This window comes from Citrobacter sp. BDA59-3 (genome assembly GCF_015167655.1).
In the GTDB taxonomy this organism is placed as follows: domain Bacteria; phylum Pseudomonadota; class Gammaproteobacteria; order Enterobacterales; family Enterobacteriaceae; genus Phytobacter; species Phytobacter diazotrophicus.
The window spans coordinates 1,846,557-1,871,691 of sequence record NZ_CP063427.1; the positions used below are offsets into that span (position 1 = coordinate 1,846,557).

23 protein-coding genes are annotated in these 25,135 nt (G+C 53.0%); all 23 read left to right on the plus strand.

Going from position 1 to position 25,135, the window contains the following annotated elements:
* Window positions 1-349 precede the first annotated feature (349 nt).
* The 23 genes from IP582_RS08610 to IP582_RS08720 all read left to right on the plus strand — a co-directional run bounded on the left by IP582_RS08610 (window position 350) and on the right by IP582_RS08720 (window position 25,127).
* The gene (locus IP582_RS08610) at window positions 350-1,105 is read left to right on the plus strand and encodes a Gp138 family membrane-puncturing spike protein (RefSeq protein ID WP_079496781.1); all 756 of its coding nucleotides are present in this window, start codon (window positions 350-352) and stop codon (window positions 1,103-1,105) included.
* Window positions 1,105-1,458, plus strand: a complete 354-nt coding sequence (locus IP582_RS08615) for a bacteriophage protein (protein WP_039078623.1) — start codon at window positions 1,105-1,107, stop codon at window positions 1,456-1,458. The genes IP582_RS08610 and IP582_RS08615 overlap by 1 nt, the downstream gene beginning before the upstream one ends.
* On the plus strand, window positions 1,459-2,658 hold the full coding sequence (locus tag IP582_RS08620; RefSeq protein WP_193795660.1) for a baseplate J/gp47 family protein: 1,200 nt from the start codon (window positions 1,459-1,461) through the stop codon (window positions 2,656-2,658).
* A complete protein-coding gene (locus tag IP582_RS08625) occupies window positions 2,655-3,335 on the plus strand; it encodes a DUF2612 domain-containing protein (RefSeq protein ID WP_193795661.1) in 681 nt (226 codons plus the stop codon). Before IP582_RS08620 ends, IP582_RS08625 begins: the two co-directional genes overlap by 4 nt.
* A complete protein-coding gene (locus tag IP582_RS08630; RefSeq protein WP_193795662.1) occupies window positions 3,335-4,873 on the plus strand; it encodes a hypothetical protein in 1,539 nt (512 codons plus the stop codon). The genes IP582_RS08625 and IP582_RS08630 overlap by 1 nt, the downstream gene beginning before the upstream one ends.
* A gap of 1 nt (window position 4,874) precedes the next feature.
* Window positions 4,875-5,279: a tail fiber assembly protein gene (locus IP582_RS08635; protein ID WP_193795663.1), complete on the plus strand. Its 405-nt coding sequence runs from the start codon at window positions 4,875-4,877 to the stop codon at window positions 5,277-5,279.
* 653 nt (window positions 5,280-5,932) lie between these two features.
* A complete protein-coding gene (locus IP582_RS08640) occupies window positions 5,933-7,486 on the plus strand; it encodes a sensor domain-containing diguanylate cyclase (protein ID WP_193795664.1) in 1,554 nt (517 codons plus the stop codon).
* Window positions 7,487-7,922: 436 nt separating this feature from the next.
* On the plus strand, window positions 7,923-9,398 hold the full coding sequence (locus tag IP582_RS08645) for an NAD(P)-binding domain-containing protein (protein ID WP_193795665.1): 1,476 nt from the start codon (window positions 7,923-7,925) through the stop codon (window positions 9,396-9,398).
* 325 nt (window positions 9,399-9,723) lie between these two features.
* Window positions 9,724-11,358, plus strand: coding sequence for a TIGR04028 family ABC transporter substrate-binding protein (locus IP582_RS08650; RefSeq protein ID WP_193795666.1), 1,635 nt, complete (start codon window positions 9,724-9,726; stop codon window positions 11,356-11,358).
* Between the two features lie 54 nt (window positions 11,359-11,412).
* Window positions 11,413-12,357, plus strand: coding sequence for an ABC transporter permease (locus tag IP582_RS08655; protein ID WP_193795667.1), 945 nt, complete (start codon window positions 11,413-11,415; stop codon window positions 12,355-12,357).
* Window positions 12,354-13,214 carry an ABC transporter permease gene (locus IP582_RS08660; RefSeq protein ID WP_071194660.1) on the plus strand — a complete coding sequence of 287 codons (861 nt, stop codon included), beginning with the start codon at window positions 12,354-12,356 and terminating at the stop codon, window positions 13,212-13,214. Before IP582_RS08655 ends, IP582_RS08660 begins: the two co-directional genes overlap by 4 nt.
* Window positions 13,211-14,866 (plus strand): ABC transporter ATP-binding protein, encoded by a 1,656-nt coding sequence (locus IP582_RS08665; protein WP_193795668.1) that lies wholly within the window; start codon window positions 13,211-13,213, stop codon window positions 14,864-14,866. The genes IP582_RS08660 and IP582_RS08665 overlap by 4 nt, the downstream gene beginning before the upstream one ends.
* A complete protein-coding gene (locus tag IP582_RS08670) occupies window positions 14,863-16,017 on the plus strand; it encodes an alkylhydroperoxidase domain protein (protein ID WP_193795669.1) in 1,155 nt (384 codons plus the stop codon). The genes IP582_RS08665 and IP582_RS08670 overlap by 4 nt, the downstream gene beginning before the upstream one ends.
* A gap of 253 nt (window positions 16,018-16,270) precedes the next feature.
* Window positions 16,271-17,011: an amino acid ABC transporter ATP-binding protein gene (locus IP582_RS08675; RefSeq protein WP_193796214.1), complete on the plus strand. Its 741-nt coding sequence runs from the start codon at window positions 16,271-16,273 to the stop codon at window positions 17,009-17,011.
* A 10-nt stretch (window positions 17,012-17,021) separates the two neighbouring features.
* Window positions 17,022-17,720, plus strand: coding sequence for an ABC transporter permease subunit (locus IP582_RS08680; protein WP_079496769.1), 699 nt, complete (start codon window positions 17,022-17,024; stop codon window positions 17,718-17,720).
* 9 nt (window positions 17,721-17,729) lie between these two features.
* Window positions 17,730-18,485, plus strand: coding sequence for an amino acid ABC transporter permease (locus tag IP582_RS08685; RefSeq protein ID WP_193795670.1), 756 nt, complete (start codon window positions 17,730-17,732; stop codon window positions 18,483-18,485).
* The gene (locus tag IP582_RS08690; protein WP_039078635.1) at window positions 18,472-19,317 is read left to right on the plus strand and encodes a transporter substrate-binding domain-containing protein; all 846 of its coding nucleotides are present in this window, start codon (window positions 18,472-18,474) and stop codon (window positions 19,315-19,317) included. The genes IP582_RS08685 and IP582_RS08690 overlap by 14 nt, the downstream gene beginning before the upstream one ends.
* Before the next feature lie 17 nt (window positions 19,318-19,334).
* On the plus strand, window positions 19,335-20,087 hold the full coding sequence (locus tag IP582_RS08695) for a VOC family protein (RefSeq protein ID WP_193795671.1): 753 nt from the start codon (window positions 19,335-19,337) through the stop codon (window positions 20,085-20,087).
* Between the two features lie 13 nt (window positions 20,088-20,100).
* Window positions 20,101-20,904: a pyrroline-5-carboxylate reductase gene (locus IP582_RS08700; protein WP_193795672.1), complete on the plus strand. Its 804-nt coding sequence runs from the start codon at window positions 20,101-20,103 to the stop codon at window positions 20,902-20,904.
* Between the two features lie 21 nt (window positions 20,905-20,925).
* Entirely contained in the window at window positions 20,926-21,813 is an 888-nt protein-coding gene (locus tag IP582_RS08705) for an alpha/beta fold hydrolase (RefSeq protein WP_228007952.1), read from the plus strand.
* A 152-nt stretch (window positions 21,814-21,965) separates the two neighbouring features.
* Window positions 21,966-22,784 carry a hypothetical protein gene (locus tag IP582_RS08710; RefSeq protein ID WP_193795673.1) on the plus strand — a complete coding sequence of 273 codons (819 nt, stop codon included), beginning with the start codon at window positions 21,966-21,968 and terminating at the stop codon, window positions 22,782-22,784.
* A 160-nt stretch (window positions 22,785-22,944) separates the two neighbouring features.
* Window positions 22,945-23,718 carry a DUF3750 domain-containing protein gene (locus IP582_RS08715; RefSeq protein ID WP_193795674.1) on the plus strand — a complete coding sequence of 258 codons (774 nt, stop codon included), beginning with the start codon at window positions 22,945-22,947 and terminating at the stop codon, window positions 23,716-23,718.
* A 515-nt stretch (window positions 23,719-24,233) separates the two neighbouring features.
* Window positions 24,234-25,127, plus strand: a complete 894-nt coding sequence (locus IP582_RS08720; RefSeq protein ID WP_193795675.1) for a LysR family transcriptional regulator — start codon at window positions 24,234-24,236, stop codon at window positions 25,125-25,127.
* The last annotated feature ends 8 nt before the right edge of the window (window positions 25,128-25,135 follow it).

The following is a 25,135-nucleotide window of genomic DNA, read 5'->3' on the forward strand; positions in this document are numbered from 1 at the left end:
AGCCGATAAGAATATGGGTTTCAGTCTATCCATTAACCTGCTGGTAAGTCCCGGTTTTTGAACGTTCAGCCTTTACAAAATAATATGGATGCGCCGACGTTAATTGGCGTGTATCCATGTTGGATAATTCGCCATATAGGGCGGTATTGTGCCAAATATCTAACTGGTGACATTTTTACATATTCACAACCCATCCGGTTCGTGTGCAACCCAAAATTACTTGCAATTGATCAACGGATATCAATTTTCTATAAGCTTGGGTTTAATTATGGTCGCGCAATGGGCGTATGATGTCGTTAATAAATTCAAGGGTCGCTTCGGCGGCCTTTTTTATTGTCCGGAGTAACCCATGTCAGCTTCAATCCAGTCTCGTAACGGCTCATTTGATGATGTTCTGGCCTCAGAACGTCAGGCGATAAATGAGCAACTTCGCGTAGCACTGCCTGGTATTGTCCAGTCGTTCGATCCTGGCTCGGTGACGGCGACAGTTCAGCCGTCGGTCCGCTGTATGGTGCGAGATAACGACGGCCACACAACGACCAAAGAGTATCCGCTACTGGTAGACGTACCTGTTATTTTCCCACGTGGTGGCGGCGTTACGCTGACATTCCCCGTCAGTCCTGGCGATGAGTGCCTGGTGATCTTCTCCGATCGCTGTATTGATTTTTGGTGGCAGAACGGTGGAGTTCAGGAACCGGTAGACCCGAGAATGCATGATTTGTCCGATGCATTTTGTATCGTCGGTCCTCAGTCTCAGGCAAAGAAAATCAGCGGCATCAGCGCCAGCGCTGCACAGTTGCGAACCAATGATGGGGCCGCGTTTGTTGAAGTGGCTGTCGGTCACGCGATTACCGTTAAAACGCCGGGTAAGTTGACGGCTAGCGCCGACGGTGGCACTGAAATAACGTCCCCGACTATCGTGCTAAACGGCAACGTAACCATTAACGGTAACCTGTCGCAGGGCATGGGTGCCAGCGGAGGCAGTGCAACAATGCTCGGCCCGGTTAACGTCACCAACGATGTTAAAGCCGGGAATAAAAGCCTGATCATGCATACGCATGGTGGCGTACAGACGGGCAGCGGAAACACCGGGGGGCCAAATTAATGCAATACCGACGTGAGGACACCGACGGCGATTATACATTTGGCCGTGGTGATGACACCTGGCTGATTAATTCACCGGAGGCGGTGGCACAGGCCATCAAAACACGGTTTGAGTTGTGGTACGGTCAGTGGTTTCTCGACACCACCGAGGGTACGCCATGGATCCAGTCTGTGCTCGGTAAGCAGCGTCCGGAACTTTATAACCTCGCCATACGGCAGCGCATTCTTGAAACGAAGGGCGTTAAGTCCATTACCGAATTTAACACAGCAGTAAACACCTCATCCCGGCGCGTAACGTTCACCGCGACGGTCGAAACCTTCTACGGAATGACGACCCTTACAAGCGAGGCATAAATGGCTTTGAACCTCGACACGCTGGGATTATCGGCAACGATAACCGCCCAGGGGATCAGTGCGCCTGATTACCAGACAATACTTGATACCGTAACCGGGTATTTTCAGCAGATTTACGGCACTGATGTGTATCTGGAACCCGACAGCAAAGACGGCCAAATGGTCGCGCTGGTGGCGCTGGCAATTCACGACGCCAACACGACAGCTATCGGGGTCTATAACAGCTTTTCTCCCTCAACGGCACTGAGTGACGCTCTTACGCGCAACGTTAAAATCAACGGGATAGTGCGGCGCGGAGAAACGCGTTCGACTGTTGACCTGCTGCTGACGGGGACCGCCGGGACGATCATCACCAATGGTTCAGCGAAGGATACAAACGGAATCATCTGGCATTTTCCGGCGTCAGTTTCCATTGGAGTGAGCGGTAGCGTCACGCTCACGGCCACATGTGATGCCAACGGAGCTGTTGCCGCTCTGGCAGGGTCAGTGACGCATATAAATACCCCCACGCGAGGCTGGCTGTCAGTCAGTAATCCACTGGCGGCTACGGTCGGAGTTGCCGCAGAAACCGATGCAGAGTTGCGCGCCAGGCAGAGCCAGAGCGTGGCGTTACCCTCACTGACGCCGTTCGCCGCTGTTGATGGCGCGCTGGCGAATATATCGGGCGTGACACGCCACAAACTCTATGAAAACGACACCGGCTCTGTGGATGCAAACGGCTTACCGGCCCACTCCATCAGTGCCATTGTTGACGGCGGTGATACAACAACGATTGCGCAGACGCTGCGGGGGAAAAAAGGGCAGGGGGTGGGAACATATGGCACCACAACCATTGTGGTTGCTGACATCTGGGGCAATCCTCATCCGATATCATTTTCCCGCCCGGTAAACGTGCCGGTGTTTGTCTCTATCACTCTGCGGGTATTTCCAGGCTACACCTCTTTAATTGCCGACCAGATAAAATCGACCATAGCCAGTTACATTAATTCGCTGGCTATTGGTGACGACGTGCTGATCAGCCGTGTTTACTCCCCCGCTAACCTCGGTGTCGTGAGCGGCGGAAATGCCCGTTATTACGACATTAACAGCCTGTCTATTGGTAAAACCGCTGGCAGTGTGGCGACGGCAAATATTGATATCGGTTATGCGGAAGCCGCCAGTTGCTCACCAGCGAATATCGCTATCACGGTGGTGCCATGAGCCAATACACCGATCTGATTACTAATTATCACGGCACGAAGCCTCTGTTCTTCCAGCATGTCGATTTGTCAACGCGTCCGTTCCTGGATACCAGCACTACGTTAAACCGCCTGGTGACGGCATTTGATATTGATAATGCTGTGGGCGTGCAGCTTGACATTCTGGGGGAGTGGATCGGACGTAGCCGCTACGTCGCCGTTCCCATATCCGGCATTTTCTTCGCCTGGGATACCGAGGGGCTGGGCTATGACCAGGGCGTGTGGCAGGGGCCATATGATCCTGACAGTGGGTATACCGCGCTCAGTGACGAAACTTATCGGGTAATCCTCAAAGCGAAAATTGCCATCAATAACTGGGATGGCACGAACGACACGCTACCGCCCATTCTCGATAACGCGCTGGCCGGTTCCGGACTGCGTATGCAAATCGTGGATAACCAGGACATGACTATTGGTCTCTGGGTTTTTCCTGAGACCGACATTTCTCACGTCTCACTCGAACTGATAGCCGCTATCAGGCAGGGCTACCTGACCGTTAAAGCGGCGGGAGTGTGGGGTGGCAGCATTCAAATTCCGGCGGTGGAAACGCCGTCGGAGGGAAACCGCTTTTTTGGTTTTGACATGGATAACGAATACATAACCGGTTTCGATACCGGCGCATGGGGGACTTTACTGTAATGGCTAAAAATGACTTTAAACCGTTTGCGACAGGGGCCAGTGCAAACGTCATCACTCAGGCTGAGTATGAGGCACTGACCGCTTTGTTGACGGGCTTTCAGGCTGGTAAGGCCAGCAGTGCCGAGATCAACAAGGCTATCCGGCAGGCAACATTTGTTGCGGCGGCGCTGGCGCAATACATCACTAATAAAACCGGGCAGGATGTTCCGGATAACGGCGATATCGCTGCGTTCATTACCAAAATGGCGGCAGCGCTCGGTAAAGACTTTCAGGCACTGGACGCCGCGCTGACGTCTCTGGCCGCGCTGCCGGCCACTGCTGATACTCTGGCTTATTTTACCGGGCCTGATACCCTGGCATTAACCAACCTGACCGCCGCCGGACGTAATCTGATTAATAAAGCGGACGTTGCCTCAATAATCCAGTACCTGGGATTGCAGAATACCATCACACAGGCGGCTAACTCCGTCCAGCGTATCGGTGACACCATGTCCTGGCTGAATGTCACAGGTCTGATCCAGTCGGCATCAATGCGCGTCAATACGCCTGCATCACCATCTGTCCAGGGATTAACAATTGACTGGAACGGTATCGGGTTTGGTACAGCAGGGCTGACCAATAATCGGGGGCTCGGGACAGGTGGTTTTATTTTCCGCACAGTGGATGCAGAAAATAAAAATGAATATGGCCGGGTCACCTTTAATGAAGTGGGCGAGATTTTTGCCGGGCGTAACATCTATGCCGGGCCTGCCAAATACGCCATTGATGGCAATAGCTACGGCACCATTTGGGGTACTGGCGGCAATAGCGAATGGTTGTCAAATAATCTGAATGCCCGTTTCGGTGCCATTCCCGTGAACAATACCACGGGTGATGTGAACGGCACCGCATGGGGCGGTTCGCTGGCCGTTAATCTGACCGCACGCTTTAATGATCTGCAAAGCAAAATCAACGCTATTCCGGTTGATAACCCGTCCGGGAATATTCGCGGTAGTGCCTGGGGTAATGACTGGTTGTCGAATTATCTGAATAATCGATTTAATGCAATCCCCGTCAATAATTCCACGGGTGATATTAATGGCCCTGCGTGGGGGGGGCTGTTGTCTGCTCATCTCTTTGCGAAATGGGGAGATATTTATAACCAGCTTAATGCAAGAATGCTGATGTCGGGCGGGACGTTTACAGGAAATGTTGGAACGGCAGCAGGTTTCGGACTTTATGAAAACGGTCAACGAGTTTACAGCCCGCTGAATCCGTCTGTGATAGCGGCTATGAATCCTAATGCTGGCTGGGAAAAAGATATACGTACCGGACGCATCACTCAATGGTTCCGTGTGACATACAGTGGTCCGGGTCATGTAGCGGTCACCTGGCCTATACCATTCCCCAATGCAGTTATCGCCATAAACGATACAGTGATTCAAAGCGGCACGGGGGCCGATAACCTTTCAATGGTACAGACTGGAAGTGTGACACTGACCGGAGCAATAGTTGGATGCGACGGAAATGGATCTTATGTAACAGTTACAGGATATTAAAATGGCCTATTTTTACAGTGCAAAAACAAACGGTTTTTATCCCGATGATTTAAAAAGCGATTATGAAAAATCAGAAACGGGCTGGCCAACTGATGCGATAGAGGTTTCTGATGATCTCTACAATGAAATGTTCGCCGGCCAGACCGCTGGTAAAGTTATCAGCCCGGGCACTGATGGCTTGCCGATCCTGACTGAGCCTGTAATTGATTACGAGCTAAAAAAACAATCACTTCTTCAAGGCGTCACCACAAAAACACAGGCATGGCAGACTCAGTTGATGCTGGGGATCATCACGGATTCTGATAAAACGCTACTTCGTACCTGGATGGAGTATTACCAGCAAGTTCAGGCTGTAGATATCAGTAAGGCACCTGACATCACCTGGCCGGAGCAGCCTGCCGCGTAACGTTTTTGTTAACCGTGCCAATGGAGATAATTGCTCCACCATGTAAACGAGAACCCATAGAATAAAAAAACCGGCGACCCGAAAGGGTTTCAGAGTCCTAATCTCTGCGCTTCCACCAGATTAAACAAAGGGCTTACTATTTGGTAAGTCCTTTGTTTTTTGCCCTTAGTACTCTCATCAAATTTGAACACTTCAATGCTGGCAGTTCGCTCGTCGGCGCGACCTTAATTTTTCGGTCATACACCCCACATGCCTCTCTGTTTTAAATCCGCTGGATAGTTCCTTTCCGGCTTCCCGCTTTGTTCTGTTCCAGCAATGGGTTCGCATTTTGGAATTGCGCTTGCCTTCTTTCGGCCCCGTTATGATGTCGTCCTGCTGTCAGCAACTTATAAATAAGTTTGCTGGATATGATCAGGAAAAAGCACTGACGCGACTTGACGATAACGGGTGTCATGATGAATATATAAACTATATATTATATATTTTAATTTTCCAAAAGCTATTTCGCCACCGTCATTCCAGCTAAGTGATATAATCAATACCCATACAGAATTTCCACTTATTAAACACTATGCCGCTTTGATAGTTCTGTATTTTTTAACGTCTATGTAGTACGGCTTAATTTTCTAAAAATTGGCACGGAGGCAAGGGGAATGTCAGGAAAACAGCGCTCTTTTTTTTCTACAGTCTTACATACTTCATTGGGAAGAAGTATGGCTTTGTTTCTTTTTATCATCAGCGTAGCCGTCGCAGCGATAAACAGTTGGACTATGTGGCAGTCCTGGCAAAATGAACTCGCGGAAAGTGAAAACGATGCACGAAACCTTTCTGTGTCGCTGGCTCGCCAGGCAGAAGATACCTTTTTACAGGTGGATATCACGCTTTCTGAGGTGGTGCGGCAATTAAATTTTTATGGTATAGACTACGCAAATACGCCCCCCTTTGCCCGGCACCTGAAAGAACTACACGATAAACTTACACAACTGCATGGCCTGTTTATATACGACGCCAGGGGGAATTGGGTCGTCACCACAGGGAATTATATACCCGCAAAAGCTAACAATGCCGATCGTGAATATTTTATATGGCATCAGCAGCATACTGAGCAAGGCATTCATATTGGTCACGTGATACGAAGTCGTTCCACTGGCGATCTGGTGATTCCGGTGTCAATGCGACTGAATGATACGAATGGTGATTTTGCGGGAGTAGCGCTGGCTACAATCAAAGTAGATTATTTCAGACACTTCTATAGTTATTTTATTATCGGTCCAAAAGATGCCCTCGGGCTTATTCTGGCTGATAGTTCTACTCTCTATGTTCGCCCTTTACCGGACTCGGCTATCAATAAGAATTTGTCTAACAGTCCTCTTTTTACTTTCGCACTGAAAGCGTCTGAGAGTGGAAGTGCCACCTGGGTTTCATTACTCGACGGCGTGGAGCGGATTTTTGGATATGCTCGCCTGGAACGGTATCCATTAATTGTGACCGCCGGTTATGACAAGGACCGAATTCGTACGAACTGGCTGCAAGAAAACATAGCCGATGCACTGCTTAATATCGCCATGCTCTTCATGATGCTTATTCTTGGCTTGTTTGTGCTGCGTCAGATTAACACAAATGCGCGAAATCAGGCTGAGCTGGCCTTAGTGCGGGACGAACTGACGACCATTAATCATACCCTCCAGTTGCTGGCACTGCTTGATGGGCTGACTGGCCTTGCCAATCGCCGACAATTTGATGAGTTTCTGGAAAGAAGCCTGATTCACTCGCAAAAAAGCAGGCTGCCTGTTTCTCTTATCATGATAGATATCGATTTTTTTAAACGTTATAACGACACCTATGGTCATGTGGCAGGTGATGCTTGCCTGAAAAAAGTCGGCAGCATACTGGGTTCTCTCGTTCATCGGCAGGGTGATCTGGTTGCCCGCTACGGTGGTGAGGAATTTGCCATCATTTTGTCTGAGGCTGATACCTCGCAAGTAAAACAATTTGCTGATCATGTGGTTGTGAGTATCAGAGCGGCGGCAATTGCGCACATCTCGACAGACCTCCCGGAAAAGGTCGTCACCATCAGCGCAGGTTGTGCAACCATCGTCTCCGAGGGACAGAAGTGGGAAGCCGAAATGCTGAAAAAAAGTGCCGACAAAGCACTGTATGAAGCGAAGTTAGCAGGACGAAACTGTGCGCAAGCAGAAGAGAGTTAATTGCCGAATTGCGGGGGCGGGAATACCCTGGATTGCAGAAATTTCATTTTCACTATGATGATATTGCCCTCATGTCAGGTCTTACTGAGTGGTTTTACACTTTTCGAAAATTAGACATGTTGCTCGTTACGGGCGTATCACCTGCCGTCGATCCGCAAGGGATCAGCGTTTTAATCTCTGTGCTTTCGCCGGAAAACGCCTGCTCATATACCTCACTTCCTCTTCGTCTCCTTTCCCCTGAACCTCCGCTTCTGTTTACAGCACCTCGCGTAATCCAAATTACCTGCCTCATGTGCTTTCGCCAGTCAAACCCAATCCCGGTCTCCTATAGAAAAAGTCTGCATTAGGCTAGCAATATTAAATCGTAGTTCCCCTGGTATCGAAGTGCTATCACTCAGCAAATGACTGAATGCATTGACACAAAAGGATAACGACGATGTCACTTTCTTCGATTTCCCCCATTACACCATCCGAAAGGGCAGAGCAGGGGCTCGCCGCGCTGGAAGCCCGAATCAGACAGGATTTGGAATGGCTGGCGTTGCCTGCAAAACGCTGGTTGCCACAACAATCTGACGCACAGGCGCAGAACGTGGTGATCATTGGCGCAGGCATGGCAGGCCTGGCGGCGGCGTTCGCACTGCGCCTGCAGGGTATTGACGCCGTGCTGTATGACAAAGCGCCCAAAGATTTCGAAGGTCCCTGGGCAACAACCGCGCGCATGGAAACGCTGCGCTCGCCTAAACACCTTACCGGGCCGGCGCTTGATATTCCCTCTCTGACCTTTCGCGCCTGGTATGAAGCACAATTTGGCCTTGAGGCCTGGAATACGCTGGACAAGATCCCCCGTCTGCAATGGGCCGCGTATCTGCGCTGGTACCGCCAGGTGCTGGCGCTTGATGTGCGTAACGATCACGCCCTGACAGGTCTGAATCTGCACGACCCACAGCGTGTAGAATTGACCTTCTCGCACCAGGGTGAGATCCGGCGGGTGAGCGCGCGCAAAGTGATCCTGGCCATCGGAATGGATGCGTTTGGCGGACCCGCTATTCCTGATTTTGTCAGTGATGTACCAAAGCAGTATTGGGCACACTCAGAAGAGGCGATTGATTTTGCCGCTCTTGCAGGCCGTCGGGTTGCGGTTGTTGGCGGTAGCGCCACAGCGATGGATGTTTCGGCCACGGCGCTGGAAGCGGGTGCTGCGGGGGTTGAACTGCTGATCCGTCGTCCTGATTTTCCCCGCGTGAACCTGTCAAAAGGGGCAGGCAACCCGGGTTTTGAATCAGGCTATTTTAATCTGCCGGATGAGTGGAAATGGCGGCTGGCCCAGCATATCGCGACCGTCCAGACGCCGCCGCCGCACGGCAGCACGCTGCGCGTGTCGCGTCATCCCAACGCCTGGTTCAATTTTAACGCCCCGGTTGAGCGGGTCGAAACCCGTCAGGATGGCATCGTTGTTCATACTCCGCAGGGCGAAGTGCCGGTAGATTTCCTGATCCTTGCCACGGGATATGCTCTGGACTGGCATGCCCGTCCGGAATTTCATGCGCTGGTGGATCAGGTGAAAACCTGGGGCGATGCCTGGCAGCCTCCTGCTGATAAGCAGAACGCGCAACTGGCGAGTTATCCCTATCTGGGGGCTGATTTCGCGTTTCAGGCAAAACACAGTGACAGCCCCTCTTCGCTGGCGAGGGTGCACTGTTTTAGCCACCCCGCGCTGTTAAGCAACGGTCATGTTGTCGGTCTTATTCCTGGAATCAGCCAGGGCGCACGTACCCTGGCACAACATATTTCCGGGCAGCTTTATTTTGAAGATCGTGAACACCATTATCAGGCCATTATCCATTACGATGATCCCGAACTGCTGGGTGATGAGTGGCAGCCTGCCGTGCCCTATGCCTGGCGAGAACGCTAATTTCCTGGAGGCGCAGGCTGGGGCACTATTGGCATTTCCCCGCCATCAGATTGCCCCAGCCTGCGCCTTGCCGCCTGATCGCGATTGCCCTTTATTTGCTGAACTTAATTTGCAGAACCCAGTCTGGCCTGGACCCTGCGCTGCTGCCGATTTGGTGTCACATCTCGCTAACAAATTTACGCATATTCATTATCAGTATTGTTCTTTGCGGTTTACCCATCGCTGTGAAAATATCAAATCAGGTTTCGGACGGCTAGCCGCCTGTATGGGGGCGTCCGGTCGCGCTCAGCACGACGCTTAAACGATAACTACAGGAAAAATAACAATGTCGATTTTGCTCTCCACATACCGATTTCGCCTTTTCGCCACGATGGCACTGGCAGGGATCAGCGCCGCTTCAGTGGCCGCAGAAAACGCGCCCAAAAACGGCGGCACGCTAATCTATCTGGAACAACAGGCGCACACTAACCTCTATCCGCCTGCGGGCGGGTTTTACCCTAACGGCGGAATCCTCAACCAGATAACCGACAAGCTGACCTGGCAAAACCCGAAAACCCTGCAAATTGAGCCGTGGATTGCGCAATCCTGGACCACCAACGCGGATTACACCGAATACACCTTTAAACTTCGTCCTGGCGTCACCTTTTCGGACGGCACTCCGCTTGATGCCAACGCCGTAGCGAAAAATTTCGATACCTATGGTCTGGGCAATAAAGCCCTCAACCAGCCGGTGTCCGAGGTCATCAACAACTACCTGAAAAGCGAAGTGATCGATCCGCTAACGGTGAAGTTCTTTTTCAAATCTCCGTCGCCGGGTTTCCTGCAGGGCACCTCCGCCATTGGCTCCGGACTGGTCTCGCTCTCGACCCTGGAGAAAAACTTTAACCAGCTCGGCAGCGCGCGCAGCATTATTGGATCCGGCCCGTTTGTGGTGGAGAGCGACCGTCCGGGCCGCGAAGTGAAACTGGTGGCGCGTAAGGACTATAATTGGGCGCCGCCGAGTTTTGCCCATCAGGGGCGTCCTTATCTGGACGGTATTAACGTGCTGGTGACGCCGGAAGATAGCGTTCGTATTGGCGCGTTACTCTCCGGCCAGGCTGATGCGATTCGCCAGATTCAGGCCTACGACGAGAAGCGCGTCTCCGACAAAGGCTTTGCCGTTTATGCCTCCCCGACGCGTGGGGTGAACAACAGCGTTAACTTCCGCCCTGATAACCCGCTGGTGGCGGATCAAAAGGTGCGTGAGGCGCTGCTGCATGCCACGAATACCAAAGAGATTGTCCAGACGCTCTTCTCCGCAAATTACCCACAGGCCACATCAGTGTTAGCCAAAACGGCGGTGGGCTATGTGGATCTTTCCGACAAGCTGAAATTTGACCCGGCACAGGCGGCGCGTCTGCTCGATGAAGCGGGCTGGAAAAATGGCCCCGATGGAGTGCGACAAAAGGACGGGCAACCGCTGACGCTAACGGCGTACGAATCGCCGCCACAGCCGCAGAACAAAGAGACGCTGCAACTGGTGGCGCAGCAGTGGGCCAAAGTGGGCGTCAAACTCAACGTCCTGGCGGGGGATGCGGGCAGTAAAACCCTCGATAACCTTGACCCGGCTAAAACGGGGGTATATCCGAGCATGGTGGGCCGTGCGGATCCAGATGTTCTGAAAAGCCAGTACTTCCCGACGCTGCGCAATGTGCTGCTGCAAAAAGGGGGCGCCAGCGACAAGGTTAAGCAGTTTGAGGACAGCCATCTGAACGGGTTACTGGAGGGTATCGCTTCCGCCACCTCACAGGATAAGCGTATTGCGCTGGTCAATGAGGTACAGCAATACCTTATCGATAAAGCCTACGTGATCCCTATCTTTGAAGAGCCGCAGGTCTATGCCGGTGCGCCGTCCACCAAAGGGCTGAGCTTCGAAGCCGTAGGGCGTCCGAGTTTTTACAACACCTGGTTAGATAAATAACGCACGGGTTTCCCCTCGTCATCGGGCGAGGGGCACCGTGAAAGAGGACAAGCCATGGGCAGATATCTGACGGTACGTTTTGGTCAGGCGCTGATAGTGTTATGGGCCGCCTTTACGCTCTCATTTGTGCTGTTACAGGCGCTCCCGGGCGACGCAATATTGATCAAATTCCAAAATCCGGATCTCGGGCTGAGCGCCGATCAAATTGCCCAGTTGCGCCTGAGCTATGGTGCTGACACACCGGTGCTGACGCAATATCTCCACGCCGTGGTTAGCCTGTTACATGGGGATTTCGGCCTTTCCGTCCAGACCGGCGTACCGGTCAGTGATTTGCTAAGTGAGAATCTTCCTTCCACGCTCCTGCTGGCGCTGTTAGGGCTGATCGTCGCTACGATCCTGGCCTTTGTGCTGGCGGCACTCTCATTTCTGTCGCCGTTTAGCGGGCTGCGTGCGGTGTTGCAATCGCTGCCATCACTGTTTATTTCGGTGCCGACTTTCTGGCTCGGTATCGTGTTAATCCAGATTTTTTCTTTCCAGTTGGGGTGGATCCCGGTTATTAACCCAGGCCCATGGCAGGGCCTGATCCTGCCCACATTGACGCTGGCGTTACCGATTTCCGCGCCGCTGGCGCAAATTTTGATGCGCAGTATCGACCAGGTGCAAACCCAGCCGTTTGTCGCCGTGGCACGCGCGAAAGGGGCCAGCAGGGCGGGGGTATTGTGGCGCCATGTGTTGGGCAATGCGCTGTTGCCCACGCTGACCGTGGCGGGGTTGTTATTGGGCGAACTTATCGCCGGCGCGTTGATAACCGAAACCGTATTTGGTCGCAGTGGCCTGGGGCAACTCACCCAGGAAGCGGTCAACACCCAGGACAGTAGCGTGTTACAGGCCATCGTGGTGATTTCCGCCAGCGCTTTTGTGGTGATTAACCTCGCCATCGATCTGCTGTATCCCTTGCTCGATCCCCGCCTGAAAAACAGTACAGGAGTCGCCTCATGACGGTCGTTCCTCAGGGGAAGCTCAGCTTCCCGTCATTATACAAACGCGCTCGCGTGCCCCGTATTACGCTGCGTCCGGGCTTGCTTGCCGCCTGGCTGGTTTTGCTGACGGTTGTGCTCTGGGCGCTGTTTCCCGCCTGGTTCACCCATTTCAGCCCGACAGACGGCGTGGCGGGCGCACAGCGTCTTGCCCCCGGCAACGGCTATCTGCTTGGCACCGACCAGTTGGGCCGCGACCTGTATACCCGCATTGTCTACGGTGCCGTACATTCACTTTCCGGCGCGCTCATCGCGGTTGGTCTTGGGCTGGCGCTCGGCAGCCTGCTGGGGTTATTGGCCGGGGCGATTGGGGGCTGGTTCGATAGCCTGATCATGCGCGTTATCGATATTCTGCTTGCTATTCCCGGGCTGCTGCTGGCGCTGAGCGTCATCATTCTGCTGGGCTTCGGCACGGTGAACGCCGCCATCGCGGTGGGGATCACCTCGATTGCCAGTTTTACGCGGCTGGTGCGGGGTGAAACTCTGCGCGTACGGCACAGCGATTTCGTCGAAGCGGCATGGGGCAGCGGCGGCACTTTTTTCAGTGTTCTATTACGCCATATCGTGCCTAACGCCCTGAGTACCGTCTTTGCCTTTGCCGCCCTGCAATTCGGCAGTGCGATTCTGGCTATTTCCACTCTCAGTTTCCTGGGGTATGGCGCACCGCCGCCCACGCCAGAGTGGGGATTGCTGATCGCCGAAGGCCGGAATTACCTTTCAACGGCCTGGTGGCTGACTGCCTTCCCTGGGATTGTCGTCGTGCTGGTGGTGCTGGCGGCCAACCGTGTCAGCCAGTCATTACGCCGGGGGCAATCATGAGCCTGAACCTGAGTCTGCAACAGAGCAGCGCCACCGTACCGGTACTGGAGCTGGAGGATGTCACCATCCGTTACCGCACCGCCGAAGGCGATCGCACGGTGGTTGAAGGGGTGTCATTTCAGATCAACCCCGGTGAAGTGGTGGCGCTGGTCGGGGAGTCCGGTTCCGGCAAGACCACCACGGCACAGGCGGTCATTGGCTTGCTCAGTGAAAACGGTCGCCTGACCCGGGGGGCGATTCGCCTGAACGGCACCGATATCAGCCGCTGGTCGCAAAAGCAACTGGACGGCATTCGCGGTGCGCGTATCAGTCTGATTCCTCAGGATCCTACCAGCTCGCTCAATCCGGTCAAAACCATCGGCGCGCAGGTTGACGAGATCCTGCGTTTGCACCAGCGCGCATCCCGTCAGGTGATTCGCCAGCAAACTCTGGCGCTACTGGCCCGCGTTGGGCTGACGCAACCCGAGCTACGTGCGCAGCAATATCCGTATCAGCTTTCGGGCGGTATGAAGCAGCGGGTCTTGATTGCCATTGCCATTGCATTGAAACCAGCGCTCATTGTCGCCGATGAGCCGACCAGCGCGCTGGACGTGACGGTACAAAAGCGCGTGCTCGATTTACTGGATGAACTACGGCGTGAAAGTGGCACGGCTGTGCTGTTTGTGACCCATGATTTAGGCGTGGCGGCAGAACGCGCCGACCGGCTGGTGGTCTTCCAGCGCGGACATGTGCAGGAGCAAGGCCCCATTCAGGCGGTGTTGCAGGCACCCCGCAGCCAGTACGCGAGAGCGCTGCTGGCGGATGTGCCGTCGCTCAATCCCACGCCGCGCGCGCCACGGACAAGCGGCGGTGACACAGTGATTCGGGTGGATAATCTGGTCCAGACCTATCCGCTCTCCACCGACAACAAAACGCTGTTCCGTGCGGTGGATAATTTGTCGTTTAGCGTTGAACGCGGCACCACACATGCCATCGTGGGGGAGTCGGGGTCGGGGAAAACCACAACGGCGCGCAGCTTGCTTGGCTTTCATCGCCCCACCAGCGGACAGATTCTGATCGAGGGGACAGACATCACCCGCCTGAAAGGAGAGCCGCTGCGTCAGTTCCGGCAAAAAATTCAACTGGTCTATCAGAACCCGTTCAGTTCACTCGATCCAGCGCAGCGTCTGTTCGACATTGTGGAGGAGCCTCTGCGCAACTTTGGCCGCTTCGATCGGGCAACGCGCGCGCAGAAAGTCCATGAGATGTTTGAACGCGTGACGCTACCGCACGAGCTACTGACCCGTAAACCGCATGAACTCTCCGGTGGCCAGCGCCAGCGCGTTGCCATTGCGCGAGCGCTCATTCTGGAACCCCAGGTACTGGTACTCGACGAAGCGGTTTCCGCCCTTGATGTGACGGTACAGGCGCAAATCCTGCGCCTGCTCGACACGCTCCAGCGCGAGCTCGGCCTGACCTATCTGTTTATCTCCCACGACCTCTCCGTGGTGCGGCAAATTGCCGACACCGTGAGCGTGCTCCACCACGGAAAGCAGGTGGAGTCCGGCCCGGTAGAACACATTTTTAGCCACTCCCGTGATCCTTACACGCGGGAGCTGATCGACGCCATTCCCGGCATGACGCACCGTACTCAACAACAGGAGATTTTATGACGTTGCATGACCCTTTGATTCCGGAAAAAGAGACGGCGTTACACGCTCACGACCTGCTCGACAGTCTGGCCGGGATTGCGCCGGACAGTGAGCTGGCCGTCGCTCGCCAGACGCGGGAAGCGGCAACGCGCCATACCCAGGGCAGCTATGAGGCGCTTTTTTCCGCCCGGGCTGTACAGGGAAAGCTGACGCTCGCCGTGCGATTCTGGCTGGCGGCGCAGATTAGCAACTGGCTGCGGGACAGCGTACTGCGCCGCTATTACGAGCAACGCGGCAAAGACGTTACTGTCCCGAACGTGACCCCGGCGCTGAACGCGGCGCTGGCCCATGCCAGGACACTCACGCTACATCCCGTAAGCGCGCAGGCGGCTGACTTGCAGACCTTGCTGAACGCCGGATGGTCAGAGGATGATATTGTGACCCTGTCGCAATTAACCGCCTTTATCAGTTTCCAGAGCCGCTTATTGCGCGGCTATCGTCTACTGGCAGGCCATGAGGTGGACATTCCACAGCCACAAGCCGTAACGGCAGGGGAGTGGCATACGCAGGCACAGACGCTTACGGGCAAACGGGCGCCGGTTGCCTTTACCCAGGCGGAGCTCGGCTGGGAGCCGTGGATTGCGGCAAAAGCGCTGCCTGATTTTAACGCCGACGAGCAGGCGACCCTGGCCCGTTTCGGCCATAGCGAGTCGGACTATTTCCGTCTGCTGGGGCGTAATCTTGCCGTGCTTGAGCAGCGCACGCTGACGGATAAAGGGATTTTCTATACCGCGTCGGGACTGCCGCGCGCCGAGCGTGAACTGGCGGCAACCGTCGCCAGTAAGGTCAACGGCTGCATTTATTGCGCCTCGGTACATGCCCGTAAAGCAAGCCAGCTTTCTAAACAGCAGGAGGCGGTGCAACGTCTGTTGGATACCGTCCCCGGTGGCGATTTGGCACAAGGGCAGTCGCCACGCTGGCAGGCGCAGATCAATTTCGTTGCACGTCTCTCAAGCACGCCCGCACAGGCCAGCGCGCAGGATGTGGCGCAACTGCGTGAACAGGGGCTGAGTACCCTGGAGATTGTGGATCTTGTGCAATCAGCCGCGTTTTTCGCATGGGCCAATCGCCTGATGCTGACGCTCGGCGAACCTTACTGGCCGCAGGCGTGAGCCGTTAAAGAGAATATAAAGGATGATCCGCGACGATAAAGAGCGGATCATCCTTTCCCCCACCTTTATTCCCTCTTAATAGTTTAAATATGTCCATTTCCGCAAATCCCCCCTTTCGGAAATGTGTTTTTCAACTTTGCATATGTCTTTTTCTTGTTTGTCTTTATAGACCCACCAGCAATATAGTTTTTGTAAAGAAATAGATGCCGCCGTTGTGCATTTATCAGGGATAGCCCGCTGCGAAAATATAATGATGATTGCCATTGAGAAAATCAGTAAAAATTTTACTGGCGAAAAAATACTAAAAGAGGTTTCGCTTTCCATTAACGCAGGGGAAATTATCTGCATTATTGGCCCAAGTGGCTCGGGTAAAACGACACTGTTGCGCACGCTGAATTTTCTGGAACCCGCCGACAGCGGAAAAATAAAAATTGACGACGCCATTGTTGATTGCGCCAAAGCAGGAAAAAAAGAGATTGAAAAAATACGCGCGAAAACTGCGATGGTCTTTCAATCCTGGAATCTGTTTCATAATCTCACCGCCTTGCAAAATATTACCGAAGGCTTGATCTATGCGCAAAAGCGCCCGCGTCAGGAAGCGGTCGCGGCGGCTGAACGCCTGCTAAAACAGGTCGGATTGTTACATAAAAAAGATCACTATCCGAACAGCCTTTCTGGTGGCCAAAAACAGCGTATTGGCATTGCCCGTGCGCTGGCGATTAACCCGGCGGTGCTGTTGCTGGATGAGCCCACATCGGCGCTGGATCCGGAGAAAGTTGGCGAGGTTCTGACACTCATTCAGGAGATTGCCGCCAACGGGCAAACGATGATTATCGTGACTCATGAAATGGAATTCGCCCGCCAGGTCGCTTCCAGAGTGGTGTTTATGGAAAACGGCGAAATCGTGGAGCAGGGGCCGCCGGAGCAGATTTTTGGCGCGGCGTTACACACGCGCACACAGGCGTTTCTTGCCCGACTCCGTTTCCACGCCTGAGGCTAATGTAATGAATCCACAACCGTTATTGCGTTCCGACGATCTGCTATTGATTGTGCCGAAATTACTGGAAAACCTGCCGATTACCCTGGGGATCACGCTGGCCTCTTTGTTGCTCGGTCTGGCACTTGGTCTGGTCGCTACTGTTTTGCAGTTTAGTCGCTCATCGTTATTGAGATGGCTGGCAAAAGCATACACCGATGTGCTGCGCGGTGCGCCGCTGGCGCTGTTAATCCTGCTCTTTTTCTTCGGCGGGAAACTGATTCTCTCAGCGTTGGAACTTCCTGCGTTACTGATTAGCGATATGACTTTTGCCATCTTGTCTATTTCCGTCGGCATCAGCCCTTATTTTGCCGAAATGATGCGCTCGGCCTGGAATGCCGTGGATATCGGACAAAAAGAGGCGATACGCAGTTTGAATATTCCCTGGCACATTGGTATTGCGCGCGTTATTTTTCCGCAGGGGCTCATTATCGCTATTCCCAATTTCGGCAATCTTTTAATCAATCTGGTAAAGATGACCTCACTGGTTAATATCATCGGTATTGTCGATATTTTTGGTCGCGCACAAAAAATCTCGCAAAACAGTTATGGTGCAAAGCAGGTCGCGGCGTTTATTAGCGTCATTCTCATCTACTGGTTGCTTAACATGATTATCTTTTATCTCACAAATCGTATTGAGAAAAAGTATCAATATTTACTGGAGTAAAAGACGACTATGTTTAGCCTCGATTTTATGCGGGATAATTTCACATTTATATTAAGCGCGCTACCGGTCACGTTACTGATCACTTTTTTATCGTTAATATTTTCAACGCTATTAGGCGGTGTTTTTGCCTGGGTGATGATTGGCAATGTGCCGTACGTGAAATATCTGGTGCAGGTGTTTATCTCTTTCGGGCGCTCTATCCCCATGCTGGTAATGCTCTATTTTGTCTTTTATGTCTGGCCGTGGATTGCCAGCGGGCTTTGGGGCGGGCCGCAGGATACGTCGTTTAGTTACAAACTCTCACCGCTGGTGGCCGCCGTAGCTGCTTTTTCCGTGGTGTTTAGCGCCTACTTTGCCGAGACTTTTCGCTCCGCGTGGAATGCCGTGGAAAAAGGGCAACGCGAGGCCGCATGGTCGATAGGGCTGAGCGGCTTTACCCAGTTTCGACGCATCATTTTTCCGCAGGCGGCGGTATCCGCGCTACCCAACTACACCAGCGTCCTGATTGATCTGATCAAGGATACGTCACTGGTTTACACCATTACGGTGGTGGATGTGATGGCAAAGGCGAATATTGCCGCGGCGCGCGGTTTTCATTATGTGGAGGCCTATTGCATCGTTCTGCTTATTTATATTGCGCTCTGTCTGGTCCTTACCTGGATATTGCGACATATCGAGGTGTATCTCAGTAACCGGTGGAAAAGCCATGCACGTAAAGTGGTTCCATCTCACTCATTTTGGGGAAAGAAATATGTTCAAAAATAAACTGTTGTTGGTAAGTTCACTGCTCCTGGCAATGAATATAACGGTGGCGCAAGCGGTCGAAAAAAGCCCTGATGCGCAAACTGTTGAAGTGGTAGTGAATGCAAACGGGTTCCCGTTTAGCTTTGTAGACGATAACAATAATATTACCGGTTACGACGGTGAGTTATTAAAGATCATCGACCAGAAGCTCACCGACTATAAATTCCATTTTAATGCGGTCTCCCGCGATGCGATGATCGTCGGTCTGTCCACCGGCGCATACACCCTTGCTGCTGACCATTTTTATCTGACAAAAGAGCGTGCGGCGCAATACGCTTACTCCGGCCAGCCTTCGGGCATCAGCGACCTGCGTTTAATTGTGCGTAACAATGAAAACGACATTCATACGCTGGCCGATCTGGCGAGCGGCAAGAAGAAGCTGGTGCCGATTCATACATCCGATGCGCGTTATACTGTGATTGATAACTACAACAAAAAGCACCCAGGCCAGCAAATCAATCTACAGCCGAACGGTGAGCAGTCTGCGGCGGACATTTTCAAAGCCGTTGCTTCTGGTGAATATGATGCGGCTATCTATCCGATTGGCGCCTTACTGGCGTTAAACAAAGCGCTGAATCTGAACCTGAAAGCCTCCGAGTCTGTCGGCCTGTTCCCTAACGTCTATCTCTACAAAAAGAGTGCTGACCCGAAACTGATCAAAGCCATCGACACTGAGCTGGAAGCCCTCAAAAAAGATGGCACGCTCGCCGCGTTGTCTCGCAAGTGGTATGACGAAGACGTTTACGGCCTGCCGGGAGCAGAGAACGTCAAAGTGAACACCGACTGGGAATAATCCTTCAAGGAGGCGTAATGACCACATTAAAATGGGACCATGCCGTGCAGTTTGTTAACCAGCCGCAAGAGGCCATCGCCATCTTTACAGGGCAGAGACTCAACGCGCTTGCCGGTGGGCGTCACCCTGGCTGGGGAACCTGGAATGCGCTCAGCTATTTTGGGCTGACCTATATTGAATTTCTCGCCATCGCTGATCAGGCTGAACTGGCGTCGGCACAGACCGATTTTTTGCTCTCCCGCGATGCGGCGCACCTGTTGCCGGAAAACCAGGCGCTGCATCGGGTGGCGCTGCGCACAGATGATATTGACCAGACGCATGCGCAATTGCGCAGCAAAGGATTGCAGGTCTCGCCGGTAGTCGATGGCCAGCGTAACGACCCGCAGGGCAATGTGATTAGCTGGCGCATCTTCACCATCGATGGGGATTTTAACGGCCTGCCTTATCCCTTTATTTTGCAATGGGGTGAGGACGATAACGCCCGGCTGGCGCGGCTACGTGCTCAGGGGCTCGACAGGCCACATCCCGCAGGCGAAGTGACATTACAGAGTGCCATTTTTGACGTGCAGGATCCGCAGGCCGTGCGAGCACACTGGCATAAGTTGTTTGGTTTCAACGAATCGCCGGAGGGGCTGGCGGTGGGCGAGCAGCGCTTTATCTTTCGCCAGAGTGCGGCTAATCGGTTAGTTGAACTGGTCTTTAACGTCTCTGACCCGGCGCTGAAAGGCCACCGTTTTCATGTAGGTAACGGCGAATATCGCTTTCAATAAGGAGGGGCGGCTCATGGCAAAAGTCCATTTTATTGGTGCCGGGCAAATGGCGGAGGCGATTATTCGTGCCTCTCTGGCGGCGGGAACACTTCGTTCGCAGGATATTTCGCTTGAGGATATCGACCCAAAGCGTATTGCACTGCTCACTGAACGTTATGGTCTGGCGCCGGAGCGGCAGAACGGGCAACGGCTACACGAGGCTGCGCTGGTGGTACTGGGGATCCGCCCGCAGGATGATTTAGCAAGTGTCGCTGCGCGTATTCAGCCTCATCTTTCTGCCACAACAACGGTGGTCTCTCTGATTGCCGGGGTGACATTGCGCCAACTGGAAGCGGCGTTGGGGACGGGAAAACCTATTGCCCGCGTTATCCCCAATACGCTTACCGACACCGGGTTTGGCTACAGCGGAGTGGTTCTGAATGCGCAGGCGAGCGCCGAACGGGTGGAGCCTTTTCTCAACGGCTTTGGCAAGGTGCTCTATCTGCCGGAACGGCTTATCGATATCTTTACCGGCTTCGGTGTTGCCGGGCCGAACTACATTTATTACTTTATCGAGTCGTTTACCGACGCGGGCGTTCTGGCCGGTCTGTCGCGTGCGCAGGCAAGCGAAGTGGTGCTCGAAAATCTGCAGGGCGCGGTAGAGATGCTGCGCCGAAGCGAGAAACATCCAAGACAGCTTCTGGATATTAACAATTCGCCGGCAGGCGTCGGGATCCATGGGTTGTATGAGCTTAACAACAGCGATTTTGCCGCAGGCCTGCAACGCAGCGTGCTGGCGGCGGTGAAACGTACCCGAGAGCTGGGTGAGGCACATTAAACGTAATCAGGAGCGATCGCTATGAAGAAAAAAAACACATTAATCCTCGCCGGGCTGCTCTGCGTGATGGGGGCATTAAGCGCATCTGCGACCTGGGCTGTTACGCCTAAGTCCCCGCTTGCCTGGGGGGAGCGCTGGAAAAAATTACCGCGAACGCCTGCTCCTGTTGCCGCGCTGAAACCGGCGTATGCCAGCGTCAACGGTATACAACTCTATTACGCAACGACCGGAGAGGGGAAGCCGGTGGTGTTACTCCACGGCGGTCTGGCTAACTCCGATTACTGGGGCCTGCAAGTCGCCGCGCTGGCAAAAGATCATAAGGTTATCGTGGTCGACAGTCGGGGGCATGGGCGCAGTACGCGCGACGAACGGCCTTACAGCTACGACTTAATGAGTGATGATGTAGTGGCGTTGCTCGATCACCTGAATATTCAGAAAGCGGATATTGTCGGCTGGAGCGACGGGGGGATTATTGGTATCGATCTGGCGATTCGCCACCCCACACGAGTGAACCGTATTTTTTCCTTTGCCCCTAACACCAAAACCAGCGGTGTGAAACCGGATACCGAGAAGAACCCGGTCTTTGCCAGCTATATCGAGCGGGCGGGCAATGAATATCGCAAGCTTTCCAAAACCCCAGACCAGTATGATGCCTTTGTCGATCAGATAAGCCATATGTGGGCAACGCAGCCCAACTGGAGCGATGAGGATCTTAAGAAAATCTCCAACCGGGTATTGATTGTCGATGGCGATCATGACGAGGCCATTGTGCGTGAGCACCTGGAATATATCGCCAATACGATCCCGAAAGCCGGATTGCTGATATTGCCGAACACCAGCCACTTCGCCTTTATTCAGGCACCGAAGGAGTTCAACGAGGCCATCCTGAACTTTATCGATTACAAGTAATATTCAGGCCGGGTAACCGGCCTTATTTTTTCCCTTCTGAGTACTGACCTTCCACTGCGGCCTGTTGAGCCCGCTGAACAAAAAACTATGGTTTAACAAAACGTTGCCGATAACAGTTTCACTGAAACTCTATGAACAGGGAAAAGGTATAAATGAATCTGGCAACCTTTCTTGGTAAACAGGTGCTCGGCATATTGGCGGGTTACCAGCAGGACAATGTGGTTATTCATGTCTGTGGTGTTTTTATTCAGTCGGATAACAGCCTGCGGATTTACTTCCCAAAAGGGCATACCTTTTCGGCAGGGGATTTCGTTACCCTGCATCTGGATAACCGTTCGGGCGTTGATGAGTTCGATGCGGAAATCAGTGTATATCGCGCCTCGTATAAAGGCCGCGTTATCAGTCAGGAAGAAGACTGGGTGGTTGTCGCGCCACGGGAATGTCAGTTGATTCACGGAATGAGCGTCGTGCTTGAGATCCGGGAAGAGGGATATCAATTCCCGGTGGACAACAGGCCCGAACTGCCCGTGCCATTCACCACGCTGCGCAATATGCCTGAACCTGAATCAAAAGATGCGGTGAATAAAGTTGGCGTATTGATTACCATGGCCAACGAGCAGCCGCACACCACGGTGCTGGCGTTTTTATCGTCCGTCGATGATGATATTTTCCTCATTACCTTCCCGCAGATGTTCAAATCCAGGCTGCTAAAACGTAATCCACACTGTTTTTTTGCCATGGATGAACGTGCTCACTATACGTTTGAGCGGGCGATTGAATGGAACTACACCATTGTGGAAGGCGAGGCCTCTCTGGTGCCACCAGATAGCCCACTTTATGAGACCATTCGGGAAGCATTTATTCGCAAAAATCCCTGGGAAATGGGCTTCTTCCTGCAATCGGATGTTGAGATGTACCACATCAAACGTCGACAACTGGTGTGCTCAGGTTCAAGAGGAACGTTGCGCTAGTTTTGCGATGTTGTCATCGGGGCTTGAAAGCGCGAACACTTTCAGGCCTGTCCGGGGAAGAGACGGGATTTTGCGTTATGTGCTAAGGGCGTTCTGCGGTACAAAAAACGACAGTATACTCACCGGACGCGTCGATACTCCCTTCTGATAGCAGGGCGCCATGACCCCGATAAAAACGCTTTGTTTGTGTATTCTTTGCATCATTCTGCTCTCTCTTATTGCCAGTCTCATTCAGGCGATGCACCAACGTGAATCGCGGGTGCAGGAAGGGTGGTGGGCCGCCAGGCGTGATTCTTCTGGCATGGCACCCGATGCCCGGCAAAATGCCCAACTGGCGATTGTTCAGGTTTATGCCGCGCCGACATGGGGCTGGAAAGGCGTGGTGGCCGTGCATCCATGGATTGTGTTTAAGCGTGCGGGTGACACGGAATACAATCGCTACGAGGTTGTCAGTTGGGGTGGCGGCGAAAAAGTGCGGCGTAACCGCAACGCGCCGGATGGCTACTGGTACGGGGCGAAACCCCGTCTGCTTGTTGAACACCGTGGCGCGCAAGCCGAGGCGATGATCCCGCAGATTGAGGCGGCCATCGCCTCATACCCGTGGCCGGATACCTATCACGCCTGGCCCGGACCAAACAGCAATACGTTTGTTGCTCATATCGGACGTGCCGTGCCTGCTCTGAAACTGGATATGCCTGCTAATGCGGTGGGCAAAGATTTTCGCTCGCTGCGTAACCTCATCGGTTTACCCCCGTCCGGGCGCGGTATACAGGTGTCGCTGTTGGGTGTCGCGGGCATCACTCTGGGTGCCGAAGAGGGATTTGAGCTTAACGTCCTTGGCCTGAGCATGGGGCTGGATTTCACGCCGTTGCGGTTGCGGCTGCCGTTTATTGGCGGGGTGGGGCGCGATAATCTGCAAAACAGTGAGCCGTGAAGCGCCAGGGAATATATTGAATTATCATGGAGAGACTTTTTCCATCCGCAACTTTTCCCCAACTGTTTTGCCTTTCTCGCCGTCAATCTAGTACGAATCTTGTCCCCCGGTTTTTCGGGGGCATGCTACCCTCTTTAACCGGTTTCCCGACATTGTTTGCGTCTGAGCGTGGCTTTTTATGTCATGATATGGCAATTAATATTCCCTTCACGAAACGATATGTTCAATAATGGGGGAATTAAAGGACGGGTAGTATTATCCTTTTGATGTATCAATAATACGATTATTTAAATTCGCGTAATTATTAATAGAGAATAATATTTTTTATCTCAAACACTCATGGTATAGCCTCATTTTAGAGGGCGCTTCCTGTGGATTAACACAATTGTTAGACAGGGGCTTCGCCTTTTGCGTTATTTTTTATCTTTATGTATGAGATTTATACATATGTTTCCTCTGTGACGCGTAGTAGTATTGAATACGATTAACTAAAAGTATTTGGCAACGGGGCTGTGATGCTAAGAGATAATTTTAACGATCTGTTCTACTTTATCGTCGTTGCCCGTGAACGCAGTTTTACTCGAGCAGCAGCAAAATTGGGATTATCTCAATCGGCATTGAGCCATTCAATTCGTGGGCTTGAAGAGCGCCTGAAAATACGGCTGTTAACCCGCACTACCCGCAGCGTCGCGCCAACGCAAGCCGGTGAGTTTTTAATTAATAGTATTGCGCCACGCTTTGCGGATATAGAAAACGAATTGATCATGTTGAGTAACATGAGTGAGAACATTGCCGGGAATATCCGCATTACGCTCGGTGAGCACGCGCTGCAATCTACCGTCTGGCCCGCGCTGAAACCCTTTCTGCAGACCTATCCGGATGTGCATGTGGAACTGGTAATCGATAACACGCTGACCGACATTGTCAGCGGGCGTTTCGATGCGGGGGTACGTCTGGGCGAGCAAGTGGCCAGAGATATGGTCGCGGTGCGTATCGGGCCGGACTGGCGGATGGTGGTGGTGGGGTCGCCCGACTATTTTTCTCGCTACGGTAAGCCGCAAACGCCCCATGATTTGCAGAACCACAACTGCATCAATCTGCGTCTGCCGACTCTGGGAAGCTTATATGCCTGGGAGTTTTCAAAAAACGGTCAGCAACTCCGCGTCAAAGTCGAAGGGCAGCTTACGTTTACTAACCTGTCCTCCCGTCTTGATGCCGCTTTGTCTGGTATGGGGTTAGCCTTTGTCCCGGAAGATTGCGTCAAACAAGATATCGCTGATGGGAAGTTACTCACTGCCCTGGACGAATGGTGCGAACCCTTTCCGGGATATTATCTTTACTATCCCAGCCGCAGGCAGCATACCCCGGCCTTTGCCCGGTTAATTGAAACCTTGCGCTATCACCCGTAACCGGTGCG